The organism is Castellaniella sp., assembly GCF_004321985.1.
Taxonomy (GTDB): Bacteria; Pseudomonadota; Gammaproteobacteria; order Burkholderiales; family Burkholderiaceae_B; genus Castellaniella.
On sequence record NZ_SCQN01000039.1, the window covers coordinates 104,609 to 129,918 of the forward strand.

23 protein-coding genes and 1 riboswitch are annotated in these 25,310 nt (G+C 64.2%); of the genes, 17 read left to right on the forward strand and 6 right to left on the reverse strand.

Annotation, left to right across the window (positions count from 1 at the left end; all coding sequences use genetic code 11):
• Positions 1 to 5: 5 nt before the first annotated feature.
• Positions 6 to 860 (reverse strand): lysophospholipid acyltransferase family protein, encoded by an 855-nt coding sequence (locus EPN31_RS08335; protein ID WP_291771819.1) that lies wholly within the window; start codon positions 858 to 860, stop codon positions 6 to 8.
• 223 nt (positions 861 to 1,083) lie between these two features.
• Here EPN31_RS08335 and metK point away from each other — a divergent pair, with 223 nt between their 5' ends.
• The 4 genes from metK to metF all read left to right on the forward strand — a co-directional run bounded on the left by metK (position 1,084) and on the right by metF (position 5,100).
• Complete coding sequence (gene metK, locus EPN31_RS08340; RefSeq protein ID WP_291771820.1) at positions 1,084 to 2,247, forward strand: methionine adenosyltransferase; 1,164 nt, start codon at positions 1,084 to 1,086, stop codon at positions 2,245 to 2,247.
• Between the two features lie 74 nt (positions 2,248 to 2,321).
• Positions 2,322 to 2,421, forward strand: a riboswitch (S-adenosyl-L-homocysteine riboswitch).
• A gap of 58 nt (positions 2,422 to 2,479) precedes the next feature.
• Positions 2,480 to 3,886 (forward strand): adenosylhomocysteinase, encoded by a 1,407-nt coding sequence (gene ahcY / locus EPN31_RS08345; RefSeq protein WP_291771824.1) that lies wholly within the window; start codon positions 2,480 to 2,482, stop codon positions 3,884 to 3,886.
• A gap of 39 nt (positions 3,887 to 3,925) precedes the next feature.
• Positions 3,926 to 4,264 carry a phage holin family protein gene (locus EPN31_RS08350; protein WP_291771826.1) on the forward strand — a complete coding sequence of 113 codons (339 nt, stop codon included), beginning with the start codon at positions 3,926 to 3,928 and terminating at the stop codon, positions 4,262 to 4,264.
• On the forward strand, positions 4,261 to 5,100 hold the full coding sequence (gene metF, locus EPN31_RS08355; protein ID WP_291771831.1) for a methylenetetrahydrofolate reductase [NAD(P)H]: 840 nt from the start codon (positions 4,261 to 4,263) through the stop codon (positions 5,098 to 5,100). The genes EPN31_RS08350 and metF overlap by 4 nt, the downstream gene beginning before the upstream one ends.
• 49 nt (positions 5,101 to 5,149) lie before the next feature.
• Here metF and EPN31_RS08360 read toward each other — a convergent pair whose 3' ends face one another.
• On the reverse strand, positions 5,150 to 5,803 hold the full coding sequence (locus tag EPN31_RS08360; protein WP_291771834.1) for a 5-formyltetrahydrofolate cyclo-ligase: 654 nt from the start codon (positions 5,801 to 5,803) through the stop codon (positions 5,150 to 5,152).
• 66 nt (positions 5,804 to 5,869) lie between these two features.
• Between EPN31_RS08360 and EPN31_RS08365 the strand changes: the two genes are divergently transcribed.
• The 3 genes from EPN31_RS08365 to murI are packed head-to-tail and all read left to right on the forward strand — an operon-like array spanning position 5,870 to position 9,992.
• On the forward strand, positions 5,870 to 8,008 hold the full coding sequence (locus EPN31_RS08365) for a lytic transglycosylase domain-containing protein (RefSeq protein ID WP_291771837.1): 2,139 nt from the start codon (positions 5,870 to 5,872) through the stop codon (positions 8,006 to 8,008).
• A 5-nt stretch (positions 8,009 to 8,013) separates the two neighbouring features.
• The gene (locus EPN31_RS08370; protein ID WP_291771909.1) at positions 8,014 to 9,129 is read left to right on the forward strand and encodes a hypothetical protein; all 1,116 of its coding nucleotides are present in this window, start codon (positions 8,014 to 8,016) and stop codon (positions 9,127 to 9,129) included.
• Positions 9,130 to 9,131: 2 nt separating this feature from the next.
• On the forward strand, positions 9,132 to 9,992 hold the full coding sequence (gene murI, locus EPN31_RS08375) for a glutamate racemase (protein WP_291771840.1): 861 nt from the start codon (positions 9,132 to 9,134) through the stop codon (positions 9,990 to 9,992).
• Here murI and EPN31_RS08380 read toward each other — a convergent pair.
• Together EPN31_RS08380 and EPN31_RS08385 are read right to left on the reverse strand one after the other, a co-directional pair.
• Entirely contained in the window at positions 9,989 to 11,170 is a 1,182-nt protein-coding gene (locus tag EPN31_RS08380) for an SAM-dependent methyltransferase (RefSeq protein WP_291771843.1), read from the reverse strand. The two genes, murI and EPN31_RS08380, sit on opposite strands and share 4 nt — an antisense overlap.
• A gap of 87 nt (positions 11,171 to 11,257) precedes the next feature.
• Positions 11,258 to 11,737, reverse strand: coding sequence for an Lrp/AsnC family transcriptional regulator (locus EPN31_RS08385; RefSeq protein WP_291771845.1), 480 nt, complete (start codon positions 11,735 to 11,737; stop codon positions 11,258 to 11,260).
• A 198-nt stretch (positions 11,738 to 11,935) separates the two neighbouring features.
• Here EPN31_RS08385 and glmS point away from each other — a divergent pair, with 198 nt between their 5' ends.
• Complete coding sequence (glmS, locus tag EPN31_RS08390) at positions 11,936 to 13,768, forward strand: glutamine--fructose-6-phosphate transaminase (isomerizing) (RefSeq protein ID WP_291771848.1); 1,833 nt, start codon at positions 11,936 to 11,938, stop codon at positions 13,766 to 13,768.
• 37 nt (positions 13,769 to 13,805) lie between these two features.
• Positions 13,806 to 14,759 carry an ornithine cyclodeaminase family protein gene (locus EPN31_RS08395; RefSeq protein ID WP_291771851.1) on the forward strand — a complete coding sequence of 318 codons (954 nt, stop codon included), beginning with the start codon at positions 13,806 to 13,808 and terminating at the stop codon, positions 14,757 to 14,759.
• A 27-nt stretch (positions 14,760 to 14,786) separates the two neighbouring features.
• On the opposite strand, the gene EPN31_RS08400 is transcribed toward EPN31_RS08395, so the two are convergent.
• On the reverse strand, positions 14,787 to 15,827 hold the full coding sequence (locus EPN31_RS08400; protein WP_291771854.1) for a C45 family peptidase: 1,041 nt from the start codon (positions 15,825 to 15,827) through the stop codon (positions 14,787 to 14,789).
• Between the two features lie 269 nt (positions 15,828 to 16,096).
• Between EPN31_RS08400 and EPN31_RS08405 the strand changes: the two genes are divergently transcribed.
• The 8 genes from EPN31_RS08405 to EPN31_RS08440 all read left to right on the forward strand — a co-directional run bounded on the left by EPN31_RS08405 (position 16,097) and on the right by EPN31_RS08440 (position 24,700).
• Positions 16,097 to 17,311: an ABC transporter substrate-binding protein gene (locus EPN31_RS08405; RefSeq protein WP_291771859.1), complete on the forward strand. Its 1,215-nt coding sequence runs from the start codon at positions 16,097 to 16,099 to the stop codon at positions 17,309 to 17,311.
• Positions 17,312 to 17,375: 64 nt separating this feature from the next.
• Positions 17,376 to 18,275: a branched-chain amino acid ABC transporter permease gene (locus EPN31_RS08410; protein ID WP_291771862.1), complete on the forward strand. Its 900-nt coding sequence runs from the start codon at positions 17,376 to 17,378 to the stop codon at positions 18,273 to 18,275.
• Positions 18,272 to 19,270: a branched-chain amino acid ABC transporter permease gene (locus EPN31_RS08415; protein WP_291771865.1), complete on the forward strand. Its 999-nt coding sequence runs from the start codon at positions 18,272 to 18,274 to the stop codon at positions 19,268 to 19,270. The genes EPN31_RS08410 and EPN31_RS08415 overlap by 4 nt, the downstream gene beginning before the upstream one ends.
• Positions 19,260 to 20,018 carry an ABC transporter ATP-binding protein gene (locus tag EPN31_RS08420; RefSeq protein WP_291771868.1) on the forward strand — a complete coding sequence of 253 codons (759 nt, stop codon included), beginning with the start codon at positions 19,260 to 19,262 and terminating at the stop codon, positions 20,016 to 20,018. Before EPN31_RS08415 ends, EPN31_RS08420 begins: the two co-directional genes overlap by 11 nt.
• Positions 20,015 to 20,803 (forward strand): ABC transporter ATP-binding protein, encoded by a 789-nt coding sequence (locus EPN31_RS08425; RefSeq protein ID WP_291771871.1) that lies wholly within the window; start codon positions 20,015 to 20,017, stop codon positions 20,801 to 20,803. The genes EPN31_RS08420 and EPN31_RS08425 overlap by 4 nt, the downstream gene beginning before the upstream one ends.
• A gap of 78 nt (positions 20,804 to 20,881) precedes the next feature.
• Positions 20,882 to 21,664, forward strand: a complete 783-nt coding sequence (locus tag EPN31_RS08430) for an enoyl-CoA hydratase/isomerase family protein (protein WP_291771874.1) — start codon at positions 20,882 to 20,884, stop codon at positions 21,662 to 21,664.
• A complete protein-coding gene (locus EPN31_RS08435) occupies positions 21,665 to 23,821 on the forward strand; it encodes an acetate--CoA ligase family protein (protein ID WP_291771877.1) in 2,157 nt (718 codons plus the stop codon).
• A 3-nt stretch (positions 23,822 to 23,824) separates the two neighbouring features.
• Positions 23,825 to 24,700 (forward strand): MurR/RpiR family transcriptional regulator, encoded by an 876-nt coding sequence (locus tag EPN31_RS08440; protein ID WP_291771880.1) that lies wholly within the window; start codon positions 23,825 to 23,827, stop codon positions 24,698 to 24,700.
• Positions 24,701 to 24,748: 48 nt separating this feature from the next.
• Here EPN31_RS08440 and EPN31_RS08445 read toward each other — a convergent pair.
• A partial coding sequence (locus tag EPN31_RS08445; protein ID WP_291771883.1) for an aminotransferase class IV occupies positions 24,749 to 25,310 on the reverse strand: 562 nt, incomplete at its 5' end.

Consider the following 25,310-nt stretch of genomic DNA (forward strand, 5'->3'; position numbering starts at 1 on the left):
GGATTTTAATGTGCCGCGTCGTCGGGATGGGGTGGTGCGTCGTCGGGCCGTTTGTAGCGGTTGTAGCTCCACAGGTATTGTTCCGGAAAACGGCGGATCAGCGTTTCCATCGCCTGGTTGATGGCGGCGGCCAGCGTTTCCGTGGTGGCCGGCAGGGGGTCGGGCAGCCGCAGGTAGTGCATGCGCCAGCCGCGTCCGTGCGGCAGGCGCTCGCCGGCCGTCAGGATCACGGCCACGCCGGTTTGCAGTGCGATGCGCGCTGCCAGCGTCATGGTCAGGGCGGGGCGGCCGAAAAATGGCAGCCAGATGCCGTCGCCTTCACGCGGCACCTGGTCGGGCAGCATGCCCACGGCCTCGCCGCGCTTGAGTGCGCGCACGAATTCCCGCACGCCCTGGCGGTTGGCGGGAACCGCCCGCAGGTTGTGCATGTCGCGGGCCGATTCGACGATGGGGTCCAGCAGCGGGCTGCGCGAAGGGCGGAACATCACGGTGAGCGGCCCGTACTGAGTCAGGTGCCGAGCGGTGATCTCGAAGCAGCCCAGGTGCGGCGTGAGGTAAAGCACGCCGCGCCCTTGGTCGACGGCAGCCCGCACCACGGGCTCCTCGTCGCTGTGGGTGCGCGCCAGGCACAGGGACGTGCGCCACCAGACCTTGGGGATCTCCAGAATCATGGCGCCCGACTCGGCGGCGGCGCGGCGGGCGAATGCCGGGTCGTCGTAGCCGGCCTGTCGCGCGTTCTGCCGCAGTCGCCGCCGGTAGCGCCCCGGAAAGGCGTAGATGAACCGTCCGATTCCGCGCCCCAGGAACTGGAGCCAGGAGAGCGGCAGGACGGACAATGAGCGGACGAGAAACAGCAACATTCGGTGTGGAAAATCCCTGTCTGTCAAGGAGGTTTGACCATGGAGCCGCCATTTTCGCTTAAAATGATGAGGATCGCTGAGTTAACCGACAACTTGCGGAGCGATCTCCGTGCCGGCATCGGCACGCCAACAATCCGCTAAAGCGTCGCGCCCCGACTGAGGTGCAACGCGAATCGTTCAACCTCGCACCGGGCGGCCCGGTGCTCCTAAAGGACGCATCGCTGTGGCAAACAACGATTTTCTCTTCACCTCTGAATCTGTCTCCGAAGGTCACCCCGACAAGGTCGCTGACCAGATCTCGGACGCCATTCTCGACGCATTGCTCGAACAGGACCCCAATTCCCGGGTTGCCGCCGAGACGCTTTGCAATACCGGGCTGGTGGTGCTGGCTGGTGAAATCACCACCCGCGCGAACGTGGACTACATCCAGGTCGCGCGCGACACCATCCGCCGCATCGGCTATGACAATACCGAATACGGCATCGACTACAAGGGCTGCGCGGTTTTGGTGGCCTATGACAAGCAGTCTCCGGACATCGCCCAGGGCGTGGACCGCACCCCCGAGGAAATCCTGAACCAGGGCGCCGGCGACCAGGGCCTGATGTTCGGCTACGCTTGCGACGAGACGCCGGATCTGATGCCGGCCCCCATCTGGTATGCCCACCGCATCGTGCAACGGCAGTCCGAGCTGCGCAAGGACGGCCGCCTGCCGTGGCTGCGCCCGGATGCCAAATCCCAGGTCACCTTCCGCTATCTCGACGGCAAGCCGGCCGAGGTCGATACGGTCGTGCTGTCCACTCAGCACCACCCCGATATTTCGCAGGCCGAGATCCGCGATGCGGTGATCAAGCACATCATTCGCCCCGTGTTCCCGGCGGGCCTGCTGACCGACCACACGAAATTCCTGGTCAATCCCACTGGCAAGTTCGTGGTGGGCGGCCCGCAGGGCGATTGCGGCCTGACCGGGCGCAAGATCATCGTGGATACCTACGGCGGCGCCTGCCCGCACGGCGGTGGCGCGTTCTCCGGGAAGGACCCGTCCAAGGTCGACCGCTCGGCCGCCTATGCGGCGCGCTACGTGGCGAAGAACATCGTGGCGGCGGGTCTCGCGCGCCAGTGCCAGATCCAGATCAGCTATGCCATCGGCGTGGCGGAGCCCATCAACATCACGGTCTACACCGAAGGCACGGGCGTGATCCCCGATGACCAGATCGCGCGTGTGGTGCGCGAGCATTTCGATCTGCGTCCGCGCGGCATCATCGAAATGCTGGATCTGCTGCGTCCCATCTATACCAAGTCGGCCGCTTATGGCCACTTTGGCCGCAGCGAGCCTGAATTCAGCTGGGAGGCGACCGACAAGGTCCAGGTCCTGAAGGCAGCTGCCTGACCGTCTTCGGACAGTCTGTTGCGGCGGGATCGGCTGGCAGGCTGGTCCCGCCGCTTCGTTTATAATGTCCCCCTTCTCCTGAGGGGCGCTGCACCGGCCCCGCCGCCCGTTCATTGGGCGCTGCAGCGGGCCGCCAGGCTCAGGAACCTTCTTCATGAACGGCGCCCATCATTGCCCCGCGCGGGTATGGTGGGTCGCTCATCATCTCTGACGTGGGCTCTACAGGAACGACATGAGCACTGCACACGATTACGCTGTCGCCGATATCACGCTGGCCGATTGGGGTCGCCGCGAGATCGCCATCGCAGAAACCGAAATGCCCGGCCTGATGGCCACCCGCGAAGAATACGCTGCGCAGCAGCCGCTGAAGGGCGCGCGCATTGCGGGCAGCATTCACATGACCATCCAGACGGCGGTCCTGATCGAAACGCTGAAGGCCCTGGGCGCCCAGGTCCGTTGGGCTTCCTGCAACATTTTCTCCACCCAGGATCACGCAGCCGCCGCGATCGCCGCCGGCGGCTCGCCGGTGTTTGCCGTCAAGGGCGAGTCCCTGGAAGACTACTGGCAGTACACGCACCGCATCTTCGAATGGCCAGGCGAGCCTGCCAACATGATTCTGGACGATGGCGGCGATGCGACCCTGCTGCTGCATCTGGGCGCGCGTGCCGAGACCGATGCTTCGGCGATCGCCAATCCGACCAGCGAAGAAGAGCGCGTGCTCTTTGCCGCCATCAAGGCGCATCTGGCCAAGGACCCCAAGTGGTATTCCAGCCGCCTGTCGCACATCAAGGGCGTGACCGAGGAAACGACCACGGGCGTACACCGCCTGTACCAAATGTCCAAGCGGGGCGAACTCAAAATCCCGGCGATCAACGTCAATGATTCGGTCACCAAGTCCAAGTTCGACAACCTTTACGGTTGCCGTGAATCGCTGGTGGACGGCATCAAGCGCGCCACCGACGTGATGGTGGCGGGCAAGATCGCCGTCGTCTGTGGCTTCGGCGATGTGGGCAAGGGTTGCGCCCAGGCGCTGGCGGCCCTGCGGGCCCAGGTCTGGGTGACTGAAGCTGATCCCATCTGCGCGCTGCAGGCGGCGATGGAAGGCTATCGCGTGGTTGACTTGGGCGACGCTGGCGTGGTGGAACAGGCCGATATCTTCGTCACGGCTACCGGCAACTATCACGTGATCGGGCGGGACCACCTGTACCGCATGAAAGATCAGGCCATCGTCTGCAACATCGGGCACTTCGACAGCGAAATCGACGTGGCCTCGGTGGAAGATCTGAAGTGGGAAGAGATCAAGCCCCAGGTCGATCACATCATCTTCCCGGACGGCAAGCGCGTCATCCTGCTGGCCAAGGGCCGGCTGGTGAACCTGGGCTGCGCGACGGGCCACCCGTCCTTCGTGATGTCGGCATCCTTCACCAACCAGACCATGGCGCAGATCGAGCTGTTCACCCGGGGCGGGCATTACGCCACGGGCCAGGTCTATGTGCTGCCCAAGCACCTGGATGAGAAGGTCGCCCGTCTGCATCTGAAGAAGCTGGGCGCACGCCTGACGACCATGACGCATAAGCAGGCCGATTACATCGGCGTTCCGGTCGAGGGCCCGTACAAGTCCGACATGTATCGTTATTGATCGGTCGGTGGCACCGCAACCGTCTTTCTGGAGCCGTTCATGATGTTATTGCTCGTCTGGATCCTGAATGCCGTGGCCTTGCTGGTCGTGGCGTATATCCTGCCCGGAATCACCGTGGCTTCCTTCGGATCGGCTCTGATTGCGGCGCTGGTGCTGGGGCTGCTGAACGCGGTCGTCAAGCCGCTGCTGATCCTGCTCACATTGCCGCTCACGGTGGTGACGCTGGGGCTGTTCCTGTTCGTACTCAACGCCCTGGTCTTCTGGCTGGCCGGCTCCATCCTGCGCGGCTTTCAGGTGGACGGGTTCTGGTGGGCCGTGATTGGCGCCATCGTCTACAGCATCGTGTCCACGGCGCTGACGGGGCTGCTGGTTTCATGAATCCCGCGCAGACGGTCAGCCTGGAGTACTATCCGCCGCGCGACATTGCGGCTCAGGAACGCCTGGTGCGGTCCGCCAAGCGCTTGTCCGCCCTGAATCCGGCGTACGTCAGTGTCACGTTCGGCGCGGGCGGCTCGACGCGCGCCGGTACGGTGGATACGGTCCAGATGCTGCAGAACCTGGGGTCCGAAGTGGCGCCTCACCTGTCCTGCATGGGAGCGAGCCGCGCGGATCTCCAGGCAATCCTGGACGACTACCAGGCGCGTGGCATCCGCCGCCTGGTGGCCTTGCGCGGCGACATGCCCTCCGGCATGGGCGGGGACACGGGTGACCTGCACCATGCCAGCGAACTGGTTGCCTTTGTGCGCGAGCGCTACGGCGACCAATTCCACATCGAGGTGGCGGCCTACCCCGAAATGCACCCGCAGGCGCAGAGTAGCGAACACGACCTGCAGCACTTCGTGGACAAGGTCCGCGCCGGTGCCGACGGCGCCATCACACAGTATTTCTACAATCCGGATGCGTATTTCCACTTCGTGGACAGGGTACGGGCCCGGGGCCTGGATATTCCGGTCACACCCGGCATCATGCCCATCACCAATTACACGCAACTGGCGCGGTTCTCCGAGATGTGCGGCGCGGAGATCCCTCGCTGGATGCGCCTGCGGCTGCAGGGATTCGGCGACGACAAGGCCTCGATCCGCGCCTTTGGCGTGGACGTGGTGACCCAGCTGGTGGCCCAGTTGCTGGAGCAGGACGCGCCGGGCGTGCACTTCTATACGCTGAACCACGCCGACGCGGTGGCGCAGATCTGCGCCAATCTGGGGGTGCGTTAGGCGGCGGATGGGCGGCGGATCGGTGCGCACCCGTGCGCGCGCCGGGGGTTTACAGTTCCCGCGCGGGTACCGCCCAGCCCATGTCCGTCAGGATGGAATCCAGCCGTACGTCGTGCGTCGCCGGCGTGTAGGGCTGGCTGCCCAGATCCCCGCAGGCCCAGGCGATGCCCAGGCTCGTGAACGGGTGGCCAGCGGTCTTCAGCGCGGCCAGGGTGCGGTCGTAGTAGCCGCCACCGTATCCCAGGCGGTCGCCCTGGCGGGTATACCCCAGGGTAGGGACCAGAACGATGTCGGGCGCCGAGACCTCGGGGCCGTCCGGCTCCTGGATGCCGTAGGGGCCGGCGTGCAGTGGGGTGTCCGGATCCCAGCGTCGGAACGCCAGGGGCTCGTCCTTGCCCCTCACGACTGGCAGTGAGATCGTCAGGGTGTCGTCCGTCGCCCACTGGGTCAGCAGCGGTTGCAGCTCAGGTTCTTCGTCCATGGACCAGAAGGCGGCGATGTGGCGGACGTCGGGGCGGCCAGACTTGCGCAGGCGCGTGCGGTTGGTGGCCAGCCAGGTGTAGAGACGGCCGCGGATGAGCAGTGCGCCCCGGTCCCGGTCCTGGGGCGACATCTGGCGGCGTAGCTGTTTCAGTCGCCCTCTCAGGGGGAGTGCGGTATCCTGTGCGTTCTGAATCATGGTGGGCCGTTTGGTGGTGTTCATATGGGGTTTCTGGACATTCTAAGGGATTGTGACGCGGTGGACCCGACCCCCTCGGCGGCCCCGAAGATGCGCCGCCATCCCCTGATCTGGAGCTTGCTGGGCCTGACGCTGGGCCTCACGGGCTGCGCGGGCGCGCAGGCGCCCACGGCCTCCGAACAGCAGGCCGGCGAGGCGCCTGTTGCCGAAATGGCGCCGGTCGCTTCTGCAGCCCCGACCGCTGCGACTCCGGCTACTGCGGCGTCGACGCCCACCGCGCCCGTTGCACCTGTGGTGGCGGCGCCGGCCGCTCCTGTGGTGCCAGCCGTCACGCCCTATGTGGCCCCGTCCGTTCCGCCGGCGGCCCGCCAGGCCGTCCTGGATGCCTACGATGCTGTGCAGAAGAACCGCTGGTCGGATCTGGATGCCCTGGTGCCAGCCGCCAGTGCGGACCCAGTCTTGGGCATGTATCCGCGCTACTGGTCGCTGCAGCATCAGCTTCAACTGGGCACGGCGCCTGTTCCGCAGGCTGCGCTGCAGCAGTTTCTGACCGACTACCCTGGCACCTATCTGTCCAGCCAGCTTCGTGACCAGTGGATCATCGCCGCCGCGCGCAGTGGCGATTATGCCCAGGCGCTGCGCCTGGATCCCGGGCCCGACCCATCGTCCCGCGTCCAGTGCTCGCAACTGTTGTCGCGGCAACTCACTGGCCAGAAAATCCGTTCCACCGATTTCCTCAGCGCCTATCAGCCGAATTCGGACTGCTGGGATCTGCTGGACCAGTTGGCGGCGGCTCATGTGCTCAGCCGCAAGGAACTCAATGGCCTGTTGCGCGACACGTTGGAGACCGGGAAGTCGGGGCAGATCAGCCGGGTGGCGGCGGCCGTATTTGACGACCAGGGCATGGTGCAGTTCGCTGCGCTCATGAAGAATCCCCGCCACTGGCTGGAGTCGCGTTCGCAGCCGCGCGCAGCCATCGACTTCGAGTTGGCCGAGGTCGCACTGGCGCGCCTGGCGCGCAGCGACGACCGGGCCGAAGCTGCGCAGTACGTCCGCGACCATTGGGCACGCTGGATTCCGGCAGCCGACATGCAATGGGTCTGGGGGCAGTTTGGCCTGGTGTCGGCGTTAAGCATGGACCCGGACGCCGCGCGCTGGTATCGGGATTCTGGCTATGTTCCCATGACCGATTTCAATCATGCCTGGGAAGTCCGTGCAGAGCTGCGGTCTTCGCCGATTCATTGGGATCGGGTGGCCATCGCGATTCGCAAGATGACGGCTCGCCAGGCGGACGAGCCAGTCTGGCGTTACTGGTACGGCAGGGCGCTGCAGGCCCAGGGCAATCAGAAGGCGGCACGCCAGTATTTTGGGTCCATCACCACGGACCTCGGTTTTTACGGCCAGCTTGCGTCCGAGGCGCTCGGCAAGAATCCGTACATGCCGCAGCAGCCGGGTCCAGTGGCGGCTGGCTGGGTGTCTCAGGCTCGTCATAACACAGGGCTGGAGCGCGCGGTGTCGCTGTTCGACCTGGGGTGGCGCCGTCAGGCGGTACCCGAATGGAACTACGCGCTGCGGGGAATGAGTGACCCACAGCTGCGCGGCGCGGCCGAATTCGCGCGCGAGCAGCAGATCTATGACCGGGTGGTGAATACGTCGTTGCAGACCCGGCATGTGGTGGATTTCAGCCAGCGATTCATTGCGCCGTTCGAAGGTCGGGTCGCGGCCAAGGCGAAACAGGTCAATCTGGATCCGGCCTGGGTCTACGGTCTGATTCGCCAGGAATCCCGCTTCATGACGGATGCGCATTCGCACGTGGGGGCGTCCGGGCTGATGCAACTCATGCCGTCCACGGCGCGCTGGGTGGCGCGCAAGATCGGGATGAAGGGCTTCAAGCCGTCCGAGGTCAATGATTTCGACACCAACACGGTGTTGGGCACCAGCTATCTGAGCATGGTGCTGCAGGACCTGGGGGGCTCGCAGTTGCTGGCGACTGCGGGTTACAACGCGGGACCTGGCCGGCCCAAGCGCTGGCGGGCCGCGCTGCAGGCGCCCGTGGAAGGTGCGATCTTCGCCGAGACCATTCCGTTCACCGAAACCCGCCTCTATGTGAAGAACGTCCTGTCTAATTCAGTCTATTACGCCACGTTGTTCTCCGGGCAGCCACATTCGCTGACGTCGCGCCTGGGGATGATCAGCCCGCTGACCGACACGCGGACTGCCTTGCCGTGACGGTGATGGGTGTGGATGAAGCCACGCGCGGGCTGGACGTGTACATAGTGGGTGGTGCCGTGCGCGACGATCTGATGGGGTTGCCGGCCGGTGATCGTGACTGGGTGGTGGTAGGATCCACGCCCGAAGCGATGGTGGCGCGCGGGTTCGTGCCGGTCGGCGGCGACTTTCCGGTGTTCCTGCATCCTCGCACACACGAGGAATACGCATTGGCCCGCACCGAGCGCAAGTCGGGCCGCGGCTATCACGGTTTTGTTTTCCACGCAGGACAGGACGTGACCCTGGCCGACGACCTGCGCCGCCGTGATCTGACGGTCAACGCGATCGCGCGGGCGGCCGATGGCACGCTGGTCGATCCGCTGGGCGGGGTGGCCGATATCCGGGCGCGTGTGCTGCGCCACGTCGGGTCGGCGTTCATCGAAGATCCCGTCCGGCTGCTGCGCCTGGCCCGGTTCGCCGCCCGGTTCCATGACTTTTCCATTGCACCCGAGACCCTGGCGATGTGCCGCACGCTGGTGCGGGACGGCGAGGTCGATGCGCTGGTGCCCGAGCGGGTCTGGCAGGAATTCGCCAAGGGGCTGATGACGGCGCACCCTTCGCGCATGCTGGAAGTGCTGGTCTCGTGCGGCGCACTCGAGCGCGTGGCCCCGGGTCTGGTCTGGGCACCCGAAGTCGCGGCTGGCCTGGATCGGGCGGCACAGCGCGGCCTGGATCTTGCGCAGCGTCATGCCCTGCTTTGCCGCTGCTCGGCCGTTGACCTGCAGTCGCGCCTGCGGGCTCCGTCCGCCTGCCGCGATCTGGCGAGATTGTTGCCCGGCCTGTTGCAGCGTCTGTCGGGTCTTGCATCGGATGCGTCGGGTGGCGGGGCGGTGGGCACGGCCGACTGGCTGGACGTGCTGGAATCCTGCGATGCGCTGCGCCGCCCCGACCGCTTCGAGGCTCTGTTGGGAGCGGCTGCTTGTGTGTGCCAGAGCCTGCAGGCTGATGTCTGGCTGGCCCGGCTGGCGGCTGTTCGGTCGGTCGATGCGGGCGCGATTGCGCGAGCCGCCGGCGGCGACCCTCAGCGGATCCGTGATGGCCTTCGGGCCGCGCGTACGCTGGCGTTGGAGCAACTGGGTTGACCATGGACAAGATTCAGGCCGATGCCGTGAGGCCCGTGCTGGTTTTTGATTCGGGGATCGGGGGGCTGACGGTACTGCGCGAAGCGCGGCTGCTGATGCCGGAGCGTCGTTTCGTCTATGTGGCCGACGATGCCGGATTTCCTTATGGGGACTGGGACGAGCCGGGGTTGCGCGCTCGGCTGATCCTCCTGTTCGGAGAGTTGCTGCGGGTTCACCATCCGGTGCTGTGCATCGTCGCCTGCAACACGGCCTTCACGCTGGCGGGTGCCGACTTGCGTGCGGCCTTCCCGGGGATGACCTTCGTGGGCACGGTTCCCGCCATCAAGCCCGCCGCCGAGCGTACCCGGTCGGGCCTGGTATCCGTGCTGGCCACGCCAGGCACCGTGTGCCGCGAATATACGCGCACACTCATTCAGTCCTTCGCCTCGCGTTGCGAGGTCAATCTGGTGGGGTCCACTGAACTGGCCGGCATGGCCGAAGCCTATGTGCGCGGCGATGCCGTGGATGACGTCGCGGTGCGTGCCGAGATTGCTGACTGCTTTGTGCAGCGCGCCGATCGACACACCGATATCGTGGTGCTGGGCTGCACGCACTATCCCTTCATGACCAACGTCTTCCGGCGGCTGGCCCCATGGCCCGTGGATTGGCTGGATCCGGCCGAGGCGATCGCGCGCCGGGCGCGCAGCCTGCTGCTGCGTCCACCCAATGCGTTGCATCCGGCGGACGATGATGCTGCGTTCTTTACCAGCGGTACGCCGGACTTTGCGACGCGGCGGCTGATGAACAGCTTTGGGTTGCGAGTGACGGAGTCGGGAGGAATTGGGCCTGCCGTCCAGTTGGCGGGCGTACAGGCGGCACCCTAAAGCCGGTCCCGCCGGTCCCCACGCGCAAAGCCCAGCAGCGGTGGAGCAATGCCTCGGCCCACAGCCATCACCTTGAACAGTTCCCCCATTTCAGCTTCGGACAGCAGCGTGTTCAACGCAGTGAGTTGGCGCGCACGCAGTGCCGGGTCCTCGCCGGGTGCGCGGATCAGATCCGTCAGTCCAGCGTTCATCAGGAATCGTGCCTGGGACGTATAGCCCAGCACGTCCAGCCCACTGTCCAGCGCCGCGTCAGCCATGGCGGTGAAGTCCACGTGGGCAGTGATGTCCTGCAGGCCGGCGAGCACCAGCGGCTGGTCGTGGGCATGGTGGCGGAAGTGGCACATCAGCGTGCCCTGGGTGCGTTGCGGGTGGTAGTACTCGCGACGCGGAAAGCCGTAGTCGATGAGCAGCGCTGCACCTTTTTCCAGCCACAGACCCAGGTTGCGCATCCAGGCCTCGGCCTGCAGGTTGAGTTCCGACCGGTAGCCCGGCAGCGGCGGCATGCGGGCCGCGATCACGGCTGCCGTGGCGGGTGGCGCATCGTGCAGTACCCAGCGAAATGGGGCAGGCGCATCGGGGCGCGCATCTGTTGCCACGCCCAGCAGGGCCGGTGTCCCGGCCTCGGTCCATTGAAACAGGATCGCTGGCATGGCATCCAGGACCTCGTTGGCGACGACGCAGCCAGCGAAGGCGTGGGGCAAGGTGTCCAGCCACTGAACTTGGTTCCCCCAGGCAGCCAGGCGCTCCTGCTGGCGCGCGCGCAGATCGGCGGACAGCTCCAGAATGCGGTAGTCCACGGCTATGCCCAAATCCCGCAGCGCTGGAATCAGGGCGTCGGCGAGCGCCCCCGACCCGGCACCGAATTCCAGCACGGTCGATGACTGGCTGGCCGCCAGGATTTCCGCTACCTGGCGCGCCAGCGCCTGCCCGAACAGGGGGCTGGTTTCGGGGGCGGTGGTGAAATCGCCACCCTGGTGCAGCTTGGTGCTGCCGGCGCTGTAGTATCCCAGGCCGGGTTCGTAGAGCGCGACCTGCATCCAGTGCTCGAATGACAGCCAGCCGCCAGCGTCGGTGATACGCTGGGTGAGCATGGCGCGCACTCGGTGGCCATGTTCGCGGGTCGCGTCGTCCACAGGCGGCAGGCCTGCGGGCAGGTGGATGGGAGGCAAGAGCATCATAGGGCGCAAGCATAGCAGGCGCGCGGGGGATATCTGTACTGATTATCCTGCTGCCTGGCTTGTGCGGGTTCGCCGGTCAGCCCCGTGTCACCCGGCAATCGGGATGCGGGTCGTGAATTTGCTGCGCGCCGTGGCAAAGAAGCTGCGGACGTTGCGGATGCGCGGGTCGCTCGTGAGACACCGCTGGGCGAGCGCCTGATAGGCTGGCATGTCGGCGACCATCGCAATCAAAATGAAATCCGGACCGCTGCTGACCCGGTAGCATTGCTGGATGGCGGGTTCTGCCAAGAGCTGGGCTTCCAGTGCGTCGGCCTGTGTGGCCGCCTGGGTGTCCAGTGTGACCTCGATGATGACCGTCAGCGCAGCCCCCATCAGTACCGGGTCCAGAATCGCCACGCGCTGCTGGATGAGGCCTGTTTCGACCAGACGCCGGACTCGCCGCAGACAGGTGGGTGGCGAGGCGTGGACCTTTTCAGCCAGGTCCTGGTTGGTCAGGGCGCAGTCCCGCTGGAGCTGCTCCAGAATGCGGTGGTCCAGGTCATCCAGCTCGTTGGCGCGGATCGGCATGATGTGTGTCCATTCTGTAAAAGAGGTCAGACATTTCCAGATATTGACCAATGATTCTATCTACACATGAATAATGAAATAATTTTTCTTATTATAGAAGATAAGAAATAATAATTCGTTTTGATTAGGAAATAGAAATCATATTTCCATAGGTTTTCCGCACAATAGCGCAACTGTTGAAACGAAGGAGTCTGCTCCATGTGTGGCATCGTCGGTGCTGTGGCGCAACGGGACGTAGTCCCCATTTTGCTGGAGGGCCTGCGCCGGCTGGAATATCGCGGCTATGATTCCTGCGGCGTGGCCGTGCATACCGGCACCGGCCTGCAGCGGGTGCGCAGCACGCGCCGCGTGGCCGAACTGGAAGCACAGGCCGAACAGGACGGCATTCATGGGCTGACCGGCATTGCACATACGCGCTGGGCCACCCATGGCGCGCCGCTCACGCATAATGCGCATCCGCACTTTTCGGGTCTGGATCCGGCCGCGCCGCGCATTGCGCTGGTGCACAACGGCATCATCGAAAATCATGACGTGCTGCGGGCGGAGCTGCAGGCCGTCGGTTACGTGTTCCAGAGCCAGACCGATACCGAGGTCATTGCTCATCTGGTCGATCACCTGTACGACGGCGATCTGCTCGCGGCCGTCCAGCAGGCCATTCGTCGGCTCGAAGGCGCCTATGCCATCGCCGTCTTCTGTGCTGCGGAGCCGCACCGGGTCGTGGGCGCCCGCCAGGGCTCTCCGCTGGTCGTGGGCTGTGGCACCGACGGCAATTACCTGGCTTCGGACGCGTTGGCGCTGGCCGGAACCACCGACCAGATCATCTATCTGGAAGATGGCGACGTGGTCGACGTGCAGCTTTCACGCGTGTGGGTGACGGATGCCCGCGGCCGCCCGGCGGATCGCGAAGTGCACACCGTGCAGATCCATACCGGCGAGGCGGAACTGGGCCCCTACCGTCATTTCATGCAGAAAGAGATCTTCGAGCAGCCGCGCGCGGTCGGCGATACGCTGCGCGGAATCGATGCCGTCATGCCCGAGCTGTTCGGCGATGGGGCGCATGCCGTGTTCGCGGGCATCGACCGCGTTCTGATCCTGGCGTGCGGCACCAGCTTCTACGCCGGGCTGACGGCGCGCTACTGGATCGAATCGGCCGCGGGCATCCCGGTCAATGTGGAAATTGCCAGCGAATACCGCTACCGGACCAGCGTGCCTGATCCACGCACCCTGGTGGTGACGATTTCCCAGTCGGGCGAGACGGCCGACACGCTGGCTGCACTCAAGCACGCCCGGAGCCTGGGCATGCAACAGACGCTCACGATCTGCAATGTGGCCACCAGCGCAATGGTCCGCGAATGCAAGCTGTCCTTCATCACGCGGGCCGGCGTGGAAATCGGCGTGGCCTCAACCAAGGCTTTCACCACGCAACTGACGGCGCTGTACCTGCTGGCCCTGTGCCTGGCGCAGATTCGCGGGCGTCTGGATGCAGCGGCGGAAGAACGGGCCCTGAAGTCGCTGCGGCACTTGCCGGCGGCCATTTCCGCCGTGCTGGCGCTGGAGCCGCAGATCATCGCCTGGGCGGAGCGTTTCGCCAGCAAGGAAAATGCGCTGTTCCTGGGGCGCGGCATGCATTACCCGATCGCGTTGGAAGGCGCCCTGAAGCTGAAGGAAATCAGCTACATTCATGCAGAGGCGTACCCGGCGGGCGAACTCAAGCACGGGCCGCTGGCGCTGGTGACCGATGCCATGCCGGTGGTCACCATCGCCCCGCACGACGAGCTGCTGGAGAAGCTGAAATCCAACATGCAGGAAGTCCGTGCCCGTGGCGGCGAACTATATGTCTTTGCGGATGCGGATTCGCAGATCATTCCGGCGCCGGGCATGCACGTCATCCGCATGCCCGAGCATTATGGTCAGCTGTCTCCCATTCTGCATGTGGTGCCATTGCAGTTGCTGGCCTATCACACGGCTTGCGCCCGCGGGACAGACGTGGATAAACCGCGCAATCTGGCCAAGAGCGTGACGGTGGAGTAGGGCTGCGGCTGCGTTGGTTTTCGGTGAGAGAGGCTCCATGAAGATTGTGAATGCGACGGATGCCGCTGAAGCGCTCCCTTTGCCCCAGTTGATCGACGCATTGCAGGCGGGATTCGTGGCCGGGTGCCACGTCCCGGAACGGCAACACCACAGCATTTCCATGACCGGGGAGCCGAATGCCACGTTGCTCACCATGCCGGCCTGGAGCATCGGCACGAAGGAGCCCTCGTTCCTTGGCGTCAAGCTCGTGACGGTCTTCCCGGGGAACACTGCGCGGGATCTGCCGGGCCTGGAATCGGTCTATGTGCTGTTCGATGGCGCCACGGGTGCCGTGCTTGCGATGATCGATGGAAACACGATCACGGCACGCCGGACCGTGTCGACGGCCGCGCTGGCCGCGAGCTTTCTCTCGCGTGAAGACGCGCACCGCTTGCTGGTGGTGGGCGCAGGACACGTGGGTAGTCTCTTGCCCGAGGCCTATTGTGCCGTGCGGCCGATTGACGAGATTCTGGTTTGGGACATCAGGCATGCGGCTGCCGAGGCCCTGGTTGACCGGTTGACCGGGGCCGGCATGAATGCACGGGTTGCCGAGGATCTGGAGCAGGCTGTTCGGCATGCCGACATCATCAGCACCGCCACACTGTCCACAGAGCCGCTGGTCCGGGGAGATTGGGTGCGCCCGGGCACGCACGTCGATCTGATCGGCTCGTTCACGCCATTGATGCGCGAGTCGGATGATGCGCTCATCGTCCGCGCATCGGTGTATGTCGACATCCCGACCGCGATCAGGAGCGCCGGCGACCTCCTGTTTCCGGTCAAGTTGGGCCTGTTCACGGCGCAGAACGTCAGGGGTATGTTGGCGGGCTTGTGCCGCGCCGGCGCCCGGGCGCGGGACTCGGATCAGGAGATTACGGTCTTCAAGACTGTAGGGTCGGCACTGGCTGATCTGGTTGCAGCAGAGATGGCCTACAAGCGCTTGCTGGAAGCGTGATTCGCCCATGCCCGGCCTGGTGCTGCTTCAATCGTGGAGCGCCGTCCCTTTGAACTTGAACCGTGCGCCGGCCGCCGGTGATTCATGCACCTTCCAGATGATGCCATCCGGGGTGAGGCGGATGTCGGCGGTGGCCATGGTGTTTTCATCGTCACTGTCGGCGGCGTCGGCCCGGTAGATGGGATAGTCCGCATTGCCGGTGTCGGACAGGATGGCCAGCGGATCGATAGGCTGGTTCCGCATCGAGTACTGCGACAGCAGATGCTCCGCGCGGATCTGCCGGAATCCGGACGACGCGGTGATCCATTGCGGCAGGTTGCGTGTCGCGGCGTGGATGGCGTGATTGGCGTGCGCCGAAGGGACGGCGGCGACCTGCACAGAGCAGGCGAACGCGCCATATTCCACGCTCAGCAGGCCGCCATTCCGGGCATCCCCGATCGCCAGATGGAAGCTTCCGGCACGCGGGTTGTCCTGGAGGATTTGGACGGCCTCTTTGGCGCTGCCGGCATTCAGGGCGGCGCGTGAGAGCACCATGCGCGGCACCCCTGCAGTTGCCTGCTTCCCGCGAATGTTGTTGACGGTAATGGCCAAGCCGTTGCCTGTGACGGCAAACGTGTGCCCCGGGATGGACCCGGGGTAGACGAAGCTCGCAATGCTGGGCTGGCCGTCGATCCGATATTCAGCGATGGCACAGCTGCCGGCGAATCCCGGGTACCCGTCTTCGTTGTGCACGATTCGCGCAGCGCCGCCGCCAGGCAGCAGGATGGTGGTGCAGCCGTCAGGGGCAAACGCCCACAGATCCCCCCGGCAATTCCACAGGAAAACGTCGTCGAACGGAAGCCCGAGCCCGGCGGCAAGTCCTTCCAGCTCGGACCAGATGAGCGGGAAACGCTCGCGAACGAGCCGCGCCATGGTGGCGACGCGGGCGCTTCCGCGCCACGTCATGATCTCCGCCCACGTCCGGGTGTCCAGCAGGTGCTCATGCATCGCTGCGGCGCCGAACCGTCCCAGCTGTAGCCCTGCGTCGAAAGCGGATCCGGAAATCTTGAGATGCGACAACGCCGGCATGTCATTCTCCTTGGTCTCTCTTGCACATTGCAGGCTCGTCCCGACCCGGGCACGGGGGTGGGACGCCTGTCGTTTCGTCCACAGTATAGGGAAATCGAGGGGGTGATAAAACATATGTTTCGTAATACGATCGTTTTGCAACATGCTTTGCAGAACCGTTTTGCCGCGATCATTGGTGGCGTCATCGCACTCATTGCTACGTCGGGTGGTGGATTGACGCCTTCGTTATCGAGCCTGTCATGTCGCGGACTTCACCTGAGGACACCATCATGAAATTTTCTCGAGGTATTGGGGTCGTGGCAGCTGCGGTGCTGTCCATGGCGTCCACCGCAGCGCCTGCAGCAGAACCGGTCACTTTGGGCTGGGTTGGCCCGCTCTCCGCACCTGGCAATTACTCCAGCGGCCAGGAAATGCGCTGGGCGGTTGAACTTGGCGTGGAAGAGATCAACAAGGCCGGCGGGGTTTTGGGCCGCCCGCTGAAGGTCTTCTACGAGGACACCAAGGGCCAGCCTTCCGAAGGCAGCGCGGCTGCGGTGCGCTTGATCACGAAGAACAAGGTATCCGCCATTTTTGGCGAATTCCACAGCTCGGTTGCGCTCGCCGAGATCGATGTGGCGCACCAGTACGGTGTTCCGTGGGTGGGTACGGACGTCTGGTCCGATGACATCACCGCAAAGCAGTATCCGGAGGTCTTCCGCCTGGCTCCAGCCAATTCGTTGATTTACGTGAAGATCGCCAACTGGATCGCGGAACAGGGATTCAAGCACGTGGCAACCGTTGCCGAGAACACGGACTTTGGCCAAGGCGGCGCCAAGGTCGTGCTGGATACCCTGAAGGCGAAGGGTGTTGCCGATACGCCGGCGACCATCGATCTGAATCAGCAGGACTTCACCCCGTCGCTGATCCGGCTGATGAGCCAGAAGCCCAAACCCGATCTGCTGCAGATGATCGTTGCGGGCCAGGCCCAGTACCAGATCGTCAAACAAGCCTGCCAGCTCGGCTTCGCGCCCAACGCTGCCACGAAGATGATCGGTTCTTCGGGTCTGTTGCAAAAGGACGTTTGGGAAGTGGACGGCGAATGCGCCAAAAACCTGTTGATCGTCAACGTGGCACGGCCCAAGTCGCAATGGAACGACAAGGCGAAGAGTTTCGTCCAGGAATTCCAGAAGCGCTATAACCGCCCGCCCACCGGGGTCGCGATGGAGGCCTATGACACCCTGGGTGTCGTCGTGGCAGGGATCGAGCAGGCCAAGTCCAGCGACCCCAAGGCTGTCATCAAGGGGCTGGAGAACGTTCACTACACCGGTGTGAACGCAACGTATTCGTTCTCGACCAACAAGAGCCCCGCCTGGGCTTACCACCAGTTCATGGATGTTCCCTTCACGGTCATCCAGTACACGCAGATGAATCAGGCGCCCGAGGATGCGGCCATTGTCTACCCGAAGGAGTGGGCGACGACCGACAAGATCTTGCCGCTGAAATGAAGCGGGCCTGCGCACGGGCCGGCCGGCCCGTGCGCAGGCGGCTTGCAACGAACGGGAGCGCAGCGTGAGCTATTTTTCTTTACTGACCGTCAACGGTCTGGTGATAGGGCTGATCTATGCCCTGACGGCGGCGGGCCTGACCCTGATATTTTCTGTCCTGCGCGTCGTGAACTTCGGCCACGGCGCCCTCTACATGGTGGGGGGCTACGTTTCCTACTATGCGATCCGGTATCTCGGCCTGCCGCCGATTGGCGGGGTGATCGTGGCCATGGCTGCGCTGTTTCTGTTCGGCATCCTGTTCGAGATGCTGATCATGCGCCCCGTCTACACGGACGAGGTCGAACGCAAGGACGAGTACGCCATCATCGTGACGTTCGGGCTCACCATCCTCCTGTCGAACCTGGCCATCGTGGTGTTCGGGCCGTTCAGCAAATCACCGCCTCCGTTCATGGCGGGCACGCTGATCCTGGGGCCCATCATTCTTCCCTATGACCGCCTGATCGCGGCGCTGGTGGCCATCGCGCTGCTGTGCGCCACGACCTGGTTCCTCGCCCGCACCACGCTGGGGCAGGCGCTTGACGCGGTCAGCCAGAACCGCGAATCAGCTGCCGTCATCGGCATCAATCCGCGGCGCATGTACACCATCGCCTTCGGCCTGGGCTCGGCGCTGGCCGGCGGCGCCGGTGCCCTGATCGCGCCGATCTTCGCGCTGTCACCCAGCATGGGTGACCTGCCGGTCGTGCAGGCCTTCATCATCATCGTGATCGGCGGGATGGGTTCGGTCGGCGGCAGCATCGTCGGCGGCATCCTGCTGGGCCTGGCGCAAAGCTGGGGGGTTGGCTATCTGCCCGATCCGAATCGGGCGCTGGCCTATACCCAGGCGTTCGGCGCGGTGCTCCTCGTCATCACCTTGCTGTTCAGGCCCACCGGGCTGTTCGGGCGGGTCCACCTGAGGCTTGAATGATGGCAACCGCACACTCGAAACGCCTGTCCGCATCCGGCATGGGTCAGACGCTGTTGCTGCTCGTGGCGTTGGCCGTGCCGCTCTTCGGCGGCGCCTACTGGATCCACGTGGGCGCGATCCTCTGGTACTACGCCATCCTGGCATCCAGCTGGACGCTGCTGGCTGGATTTGCGGGCCAGTTCTCGTTCGCCCATCTGATGTTCGCCGCGCTGGGCGGGTATGCGTCGGCCCTGATCGTGGTGCACATGGGGACGGCGTATTTCCCCTTGGCGATCATCACCGGCGTGGTCCTCGCGATCGTCGTCGGGGCGCTGATCGGCTTCATGGTGCTGCGGCTCTCGGGGCCTTATCTGGCGCTGTTCACGCTGGCCATCTCCGAGGTGTTCCGGATGATACTGATTGCCGAAGAGCACATCACCCGCGGCAGCCTTGGGTTGCAGGTCCCCAGATTCTTCAAGGGAGACTCGGACATCCCGTACTACTACCTCGGCCTGGCGCTACTGGTCGGCTCCATGCTTTTGATGGGGTTTCTGTTGCGTACCCGTGTCGGGCTGTTCCTGCGCGCCATTCGTGAAGACGAGGGGGCTACGCAGGCAAGTGGCGTCAATACGACGCACTACAAGATTCTGGTGTTCGTCGTCACCAGCGGCATTGCGGCCATCGCGGGGATCTACTACGCCCACTTCATCGGGATCTTGACGCCCAACATGATGATTCTGCCGGAAATGGGCATCGTCATTGCCATGGCTGTCATCGGCGGCATCGAGAGCCTTCCGGGTGCCGTCGTAGGAGCGGCAATCGTCTACCTGCTGTCCGAGCTGCTGCGTGAGTACGGCGAGCTGCGTTTCGTGTTGCTCGGCCTTGCGCTGATCCTCGTCCAGCGATTCGCGCGCAATGGGCTGCTGCCTCTTATCGAGCGCTTCGGGCGACGTCCGGCGGTGTCGTCGCGGCTTGCAGTGCCGGATGGCGCATCGGAGAAACCGCATGGCAACTGATTCCTCCAGGCCTTTCTTCGCGGCGCAGCATCTCGCCAAGCATTTCGGTGGCATTCAGGCGGTTGCCGAGGTCTCTCTGGACATCGCGCCGGGCGAAATCGTTGGATTGATCGGGCCCAATGGGTCCGGGAAGACCACCACCATCAACATGCTCTGCGGCGCGCTCAACTCGGACGGCGGGAAGATCCTGCTGGACGGTGCCGATCTGACGGGCATGGCTGCCCATTTCTTCGCACGCCACGGTGTGGCGCGAACCTTCCAGGTTCCCCGGTTGTTCCGCCGCCTGAGCGTGCTGGAAAACCTGATCGTGCCGGCGCTTTCCGACAGGCGCGTGAAGCGCGCAGCCGCCGAGGACATGGCCGACGACGTGCTGGAATTTTTGCGGCTGTCGCACCTCAGCCAGGATTACGCACGTTCGCTGTCGGGGGGGCAACAGAAGCTTCTGGAGCTCGGGCGCGCGCTCATGCTGGACCCGAAACTCATTTTGCTGGACGAGCCGTTTGCCGGCGTGCACCCGCGATTGCTCAATCAGATCATCGAGCACATCAAGGCGCTGAATGAACGGGGGATGACGATCGTGCTGGTCGATCACAATCTGGATGCGATCCGTTCGGTTGTCCGCCGCGTCGCCGTCATGGCACAGGGGCGGAAGATCGCCGACGGATCCGTGGACGATGTGCTTCGCGATCCCGCAGTGATCCACGCCTATACCGGTTCACGCAAGTCGAATGGGAGGGCAGGATCATGACGACCATGGCGGGCCGCGCGCAGCCGGCCTCCTCGGAACCCTATTACGAGTCGGCGCCGCATTTTTCCGGGGAAGAACTGGTGGCGGGCTATACCCGGGACATCGACATCCTGCGAGGGCTGACCGCGCGGATCTGGAAGGGCAGGATTTCGTGCGTGGTGGGCCCCAACGGGACCGGCAAATCGACCCTGCTGAAGGCCATGTTCGGTTTCCTGCGCCCCAGTGCCGGCCAGATCCTGCTCGATGGACAGGACATCACGGGCAGTCCGCCACACCAGATGCTGAGCCTTGGCGTGGCCTACCTCCCGCAGCGTCCCAGCCTGTTCCCCTATTTGACGGTGGAATCCAACCTTCGCCTGGGGCTCTGGCACGCGCGTCTGAAAAAGTCGGAGATTCAGGACCGGCTCGACCGGGTCTATGCCCGGTTTCCGGTTGTCGAGAGCAAGCGCCGGCAGCCGGCCGGACAGCTTTCGGGGGGACAGCAGCGCCAGGTGGAGATTGCTCGCAGCCTCATGGCCGAACCATCCGTTTATCTGATCGATGAACCGACGGCCGGGATCGACCCGCAGACCAGCGAATCCATCTACGAGATCGTGGCCGGGCTGGCGCACGAGCTGGGAAAGGCGGTGTTGCTGGTGGACCAGGACATTCGCAGCGCATTGGACATCACGGACTATGTATATGTGGTCAAGACGGGCGCGGTCGTCGCCAGCGGACCGCGGGAAGAGTTCGGCGGAGACACCGATGCACTGGTGGCGCGATGGCTCTATGCCAGTGGTGAGTGAGGGCCGCCGGCGTTCGCCGCCTTCGGCGCGGCAACCCGTTCTTTCACTTTATCGTTGAACCAACCATCAGGATCAGTCATGTCGTGGGAAACAGTCTTGTATGAGGCCAGTGAAGGCATCGCGGAGATTCAGCTCAACCGGCCTCAGCGGTTGAATGCCGTCGTGCAGCAGCTCTATGACGACCTGAACGCCGCGCTGGATACTGCGGAACGTGATCCGGCAGTGCGTGTCATTCTGTTGTCAGGCGCGGGCCGTGCCTTTTGCGTGGGTGCTGACCTCAAGGCCCACAAGGCGGGCCGGACCGCGTTCGAGCGCCGTGAGTATCTGCGGGGCGAACAATCCGTGTGCCGGCGCCTGCTCCTGCTGTCCAAGCCGGTCGTGGCGGCCGTCCACGGCTATGCACTGGGCGCGGGTGCGGAGATGGCGGTAGCTTCGGATTTCATCCTGATGGCGCAGAGCGCCAGGATCGGTTTTCCTGAAATAAGCCTGGGGAACTTCCTGGGTGGCGGGGTGACCGCTCTGTTACCTCGGCTGGTGGGGCTGGCGAAGGCCCGGGAACTGGTGTTCCTGGGTGAAAAGATCTCTGCGGAGGAGGCCGTTGCCATGGGTCTGGCAAACCGCTGGTTCCCGGATGAGGGGTTCGCTGACCATTGCAGACAGTTTGCCCTGAAGGTTGCCGCGAAGGCTCCCTTCTCGATGCAGCTGGCGAAGGACCAGCTCAATACAGCCAGTGACCGGCCGCTCGATGCGACATTGACGGCGGAACTGGAAGGAATGATGTTCTGCTCCACCACCAAGGATTGGCAGGAAGGAATCGATGCATTCGCTGAAAAGCGCCAACCCATGTTCAGGGGTCAATAGATGGCCAGGCCAATTCTGGACACCATCCTGTCGCCGACATCCATCGCAATCGTGGGGGCGTCCAAGGATCCTCACAAACGGGGATTCCGCTCCATCCAGAAGTTGCTGGAAGACGGGTACGCCGGGACGATTCTGCCGGTCAACCCCAAGGAAACGGAGATTCTGGGCCTCACCTGCTACCCGGACCTGTCCGCATGTCCCGTTGCCGCCGATCTGGCTCTGATCTGCACGCCGGCGAAAACGGTGCCTCAGGTTCTCGCGCAATGCGGCCGGGTGGGAGTCAAGGGGGCTGTCGTGTTGGCTGGCGGCTTCAGCGAAACGGGCGCCTCCGGCCGGCAAATGGAGATCGAGCTCGTCCAAGCGGCGAAATCGGCGAATGTGCGCGTCATCGGTCCGAACACCTCCGGTATCTTCAACACGCACTGCGCGTGCAATCTGGTGGGTTTCGCGGATCTCAAGCCAGGCCACATCGGCCTCTTGTCGCAGTCGGGCAATATGGCGCTGGCGCTCGTGACCGAGGCTCAAGCAGGCGGGCAGATCGGCCTGAGCACCTATGTCGGTGTTGGCAATGAGTCCGATCTTCAATTCCATGAGTACCTGGACTATTTCGAACAGGATCCGCACACGCGAGTCGTCATTGCCTACATCGAGGGGCTGAAGAACGGCAGGGCGTTTCTGTCTGCGCTGGATCGGGTGGGTCGGCAAAAGCCCGTGGTCGTGTACAAGTCGGGGCGTAGCAGTGCCGGCAAGCGTTCGGCGCTGTCCCATACCGGCGCTCTTGCGGGCGACTTTGCCGTCAGCGCCGGTGTCCTGTCCCAGGCGGGCGCCATCCTCGTCCGCCGCTCGGACGATATCCTGCCCGTGGCCGAGACACTCTCGATGCTGGCGCCGCCCAAGTCGCGGCGCGTGGCCGTGCTGGCGGATGGTGGTGGCCATGCCACCATCACCACGGACAACCTGGTGGAGCAGGGGCTGGAGCTGGCGCATCTGGAGCAGAAAACCCACGATGCGCTGGCGGCAATCCTGCCCGCCTCCGCATCGCTGGCCAACCCGGTCGATGTGGCCGGTGGGACCGATGCCGACCCCAGTGTCTTTGCCGCCTGCGCGCGGATCCTGCTGGAGGACGCCAATGTGGACGCGCTGCTCGTCACGGGCCTGTACGGTGGTTATGCTCTACGCTTTTCAGAAACGCTCAGGGACGTGGAAATCACCACGTCGCACGCATTGGCTGATCTGTGCTTCAGCCTGGGCAAGCCCGTTCTCGTGCACAGCCTGTATGCCTACCTGACGGGGAGCGCCAGACCAGCCGCGCTTACCGTCCTTCGAGAACATGGGATTCCCGTTCTGGGGTCGGTGGAACGCACGGTCCGTTGCCTGGCGGCATTGGCCGATTTCGGCGAAGTCCGTGCGCGTCCTTTGCAACGCACCGCTTCAGCCCCGCCGTTGCCGGCGATACAGTCGCTGATCGATGGTGTGCGTGCCGATGGCCGCACACTGGTGCTGGAGCACGAGGGCCGGGCGATGCTGAGCGCCGTGGGGATCGCCATGCCACCGGTTTACCTTGCCGGGACAGGCGACCAGGCGCTCGCCGCATTTCACGCGCTGGCCTCGCCGGTGGCGATGAAGGTTGTTTCTCCGGACGTCGTGCACAAGACGGAGGCTGGAGGCGTCCGGCTCGGTGTCCGCGACGACGCAGGCGTCGAGCGCGCGTTCAGTGCTATTCTTTCCAGCTCCCGCCAGAAGTTTCCTGGCGCGGACATCCGGGGTGTGCTGGTCACGCCCATGGTGGATGCACCGGGCGGCATGGAGGTCGTCGTGGGCGTGGTACACGACCCCAGCTACGGTCCTGTCCTGATGTTCGGGCTGGGTGGCATTCTCGTTGAGGTCCTCCATGACGTTGTCTTCCGCGCCTTGCCCATCACTGAACAGGACGCTTATTCGATGATGGACAGCATCCAGTCCCATGCGGTCCTGAAAGGCGTGCGGGGCGCTGCCGCCGTTGACCGCAGCGCCCTGGCCGGATTGATGCTGGGCGTTTCGCGCCTGTGCACTGCGCACCCCGAAATCACCGAGCTGGATCTGAACCCCGTACTGGCTGCGCCGGGCGGTGTTCATGTGCTGGATGTGCGTATCGTCCTTGACGGGACATCTTGTTGAATCATGCCCACGCCCAACACGCTGGAAGAGCTTGTCGGCCACGTCCAGTCCCACTTTCCTGAGCTGACCCCGCAATTCAAGGTCAGTGCGCGCTATCTGATCGATCATCCGATACAGGTATCGACGCTTTCCGCGCGCAAGCTGGCGAGCCTTGCGCGTGTCCAGCCGGCGACGCTGGTGCGGCTGGCGCAGTACTTGGGGTATTCCGGTTGGGACGCGATGAAGGCGGTATTCGTGCGCGACGTCCAGATCCTGCCGGACAGCTACACCGCGCGCGCGCAATCGCTGGTTCATCATCCCGAATCGGCCCAGAGTGCGTGGGAAACGGCGACTGCACAACATGGCCGCAACCTGAGCATGCTGGGTCCGGCCAATCGAGGTGCAATGGCGCAGGCGGTCCGGCAACTGCAGGGGGCCGCGCGCATTCTGATCGCAGGCTTCCGCTCGTGCTATCCGGCCGCGTTCAGCCTCGGGTACCTGTGCAACCTGTTCCGGTCGGACGTGCATGTGCTGCACAATACCGGTGGCACGATGGATCTGGATCTGCACCATCTGCGCAGCAGCGATACGGTCGTCCTGATGAGCTACGCCCCCTATTCGACCGAGGTTCTGGTGGTTGCCGATGCCGCACGCGCAGAAGGCTGCCACATCATTGTCCTCTGTGACAGCCCGGTGGCGCCGATTGCGCTTCGTGCCGACACGACGCTGCTGTTCCATACCCACGGGAACTCCTTTTTCCCCACCACCGTCGCGCTGCATGCGCTGGTCGAGATGCTGGCCCAGCAGTTACTGGTTTCGGGTGGAGAGGGCGCGGTGGATGCACTGGCGCGCACGGAGTCGCGCCTGCGGACGACGAAGGCGTATCTCGACGACCATTAGCGTGGATGGGCTGAACGGGACACCAGATGCGGGCATTCGCGGCGGCCTTCAGCTTTTGGGCCGTGCGCTGATTGCGGCGATTGCCGCGTCGTAGCCCGCGCGCAACCGGGCGTAGACCGGTCCGGGCTTGCCGTTACCCACGGGGCGCCCGTTGTATCGGGTGATGGGCAGGACCTCCTTGGTTGCGGAAGACAACATCAGCTCATCGGCCTCTTCGACTTCATGTTCCAGGATGATGCGCGCCTCAAACGGGATGTGGGCCTCTTCGGCCAGTTCCTGGATGAAGGCGTAGCGGATGCCTTCCAGGATGAATTGATCGCGCAGAGGGGCATGCAGCACACCGTTTTTCACCATCCAGATGTTGCAGGACGAGCCTTCGGACAGGTGGCCGTCCCTGAACTGGATGACTTCGTCCACGCCGGCGTCGGTGGCGAATTGCTTGGCCAGCACGTTGCCCAGGAGCGAGACGGATTTGATGTCGCAGCGCAGCCAGCGCAGGTCCGGCATGCTGACGGCCGACATGCCGTCTTCGCGCTTGTGGGCGTCCGGGCGCGAGAAGGGAGACACCATGCAGAAAATAGTCGGTTCGCAAGGTTCGGTGGGGAAGCCG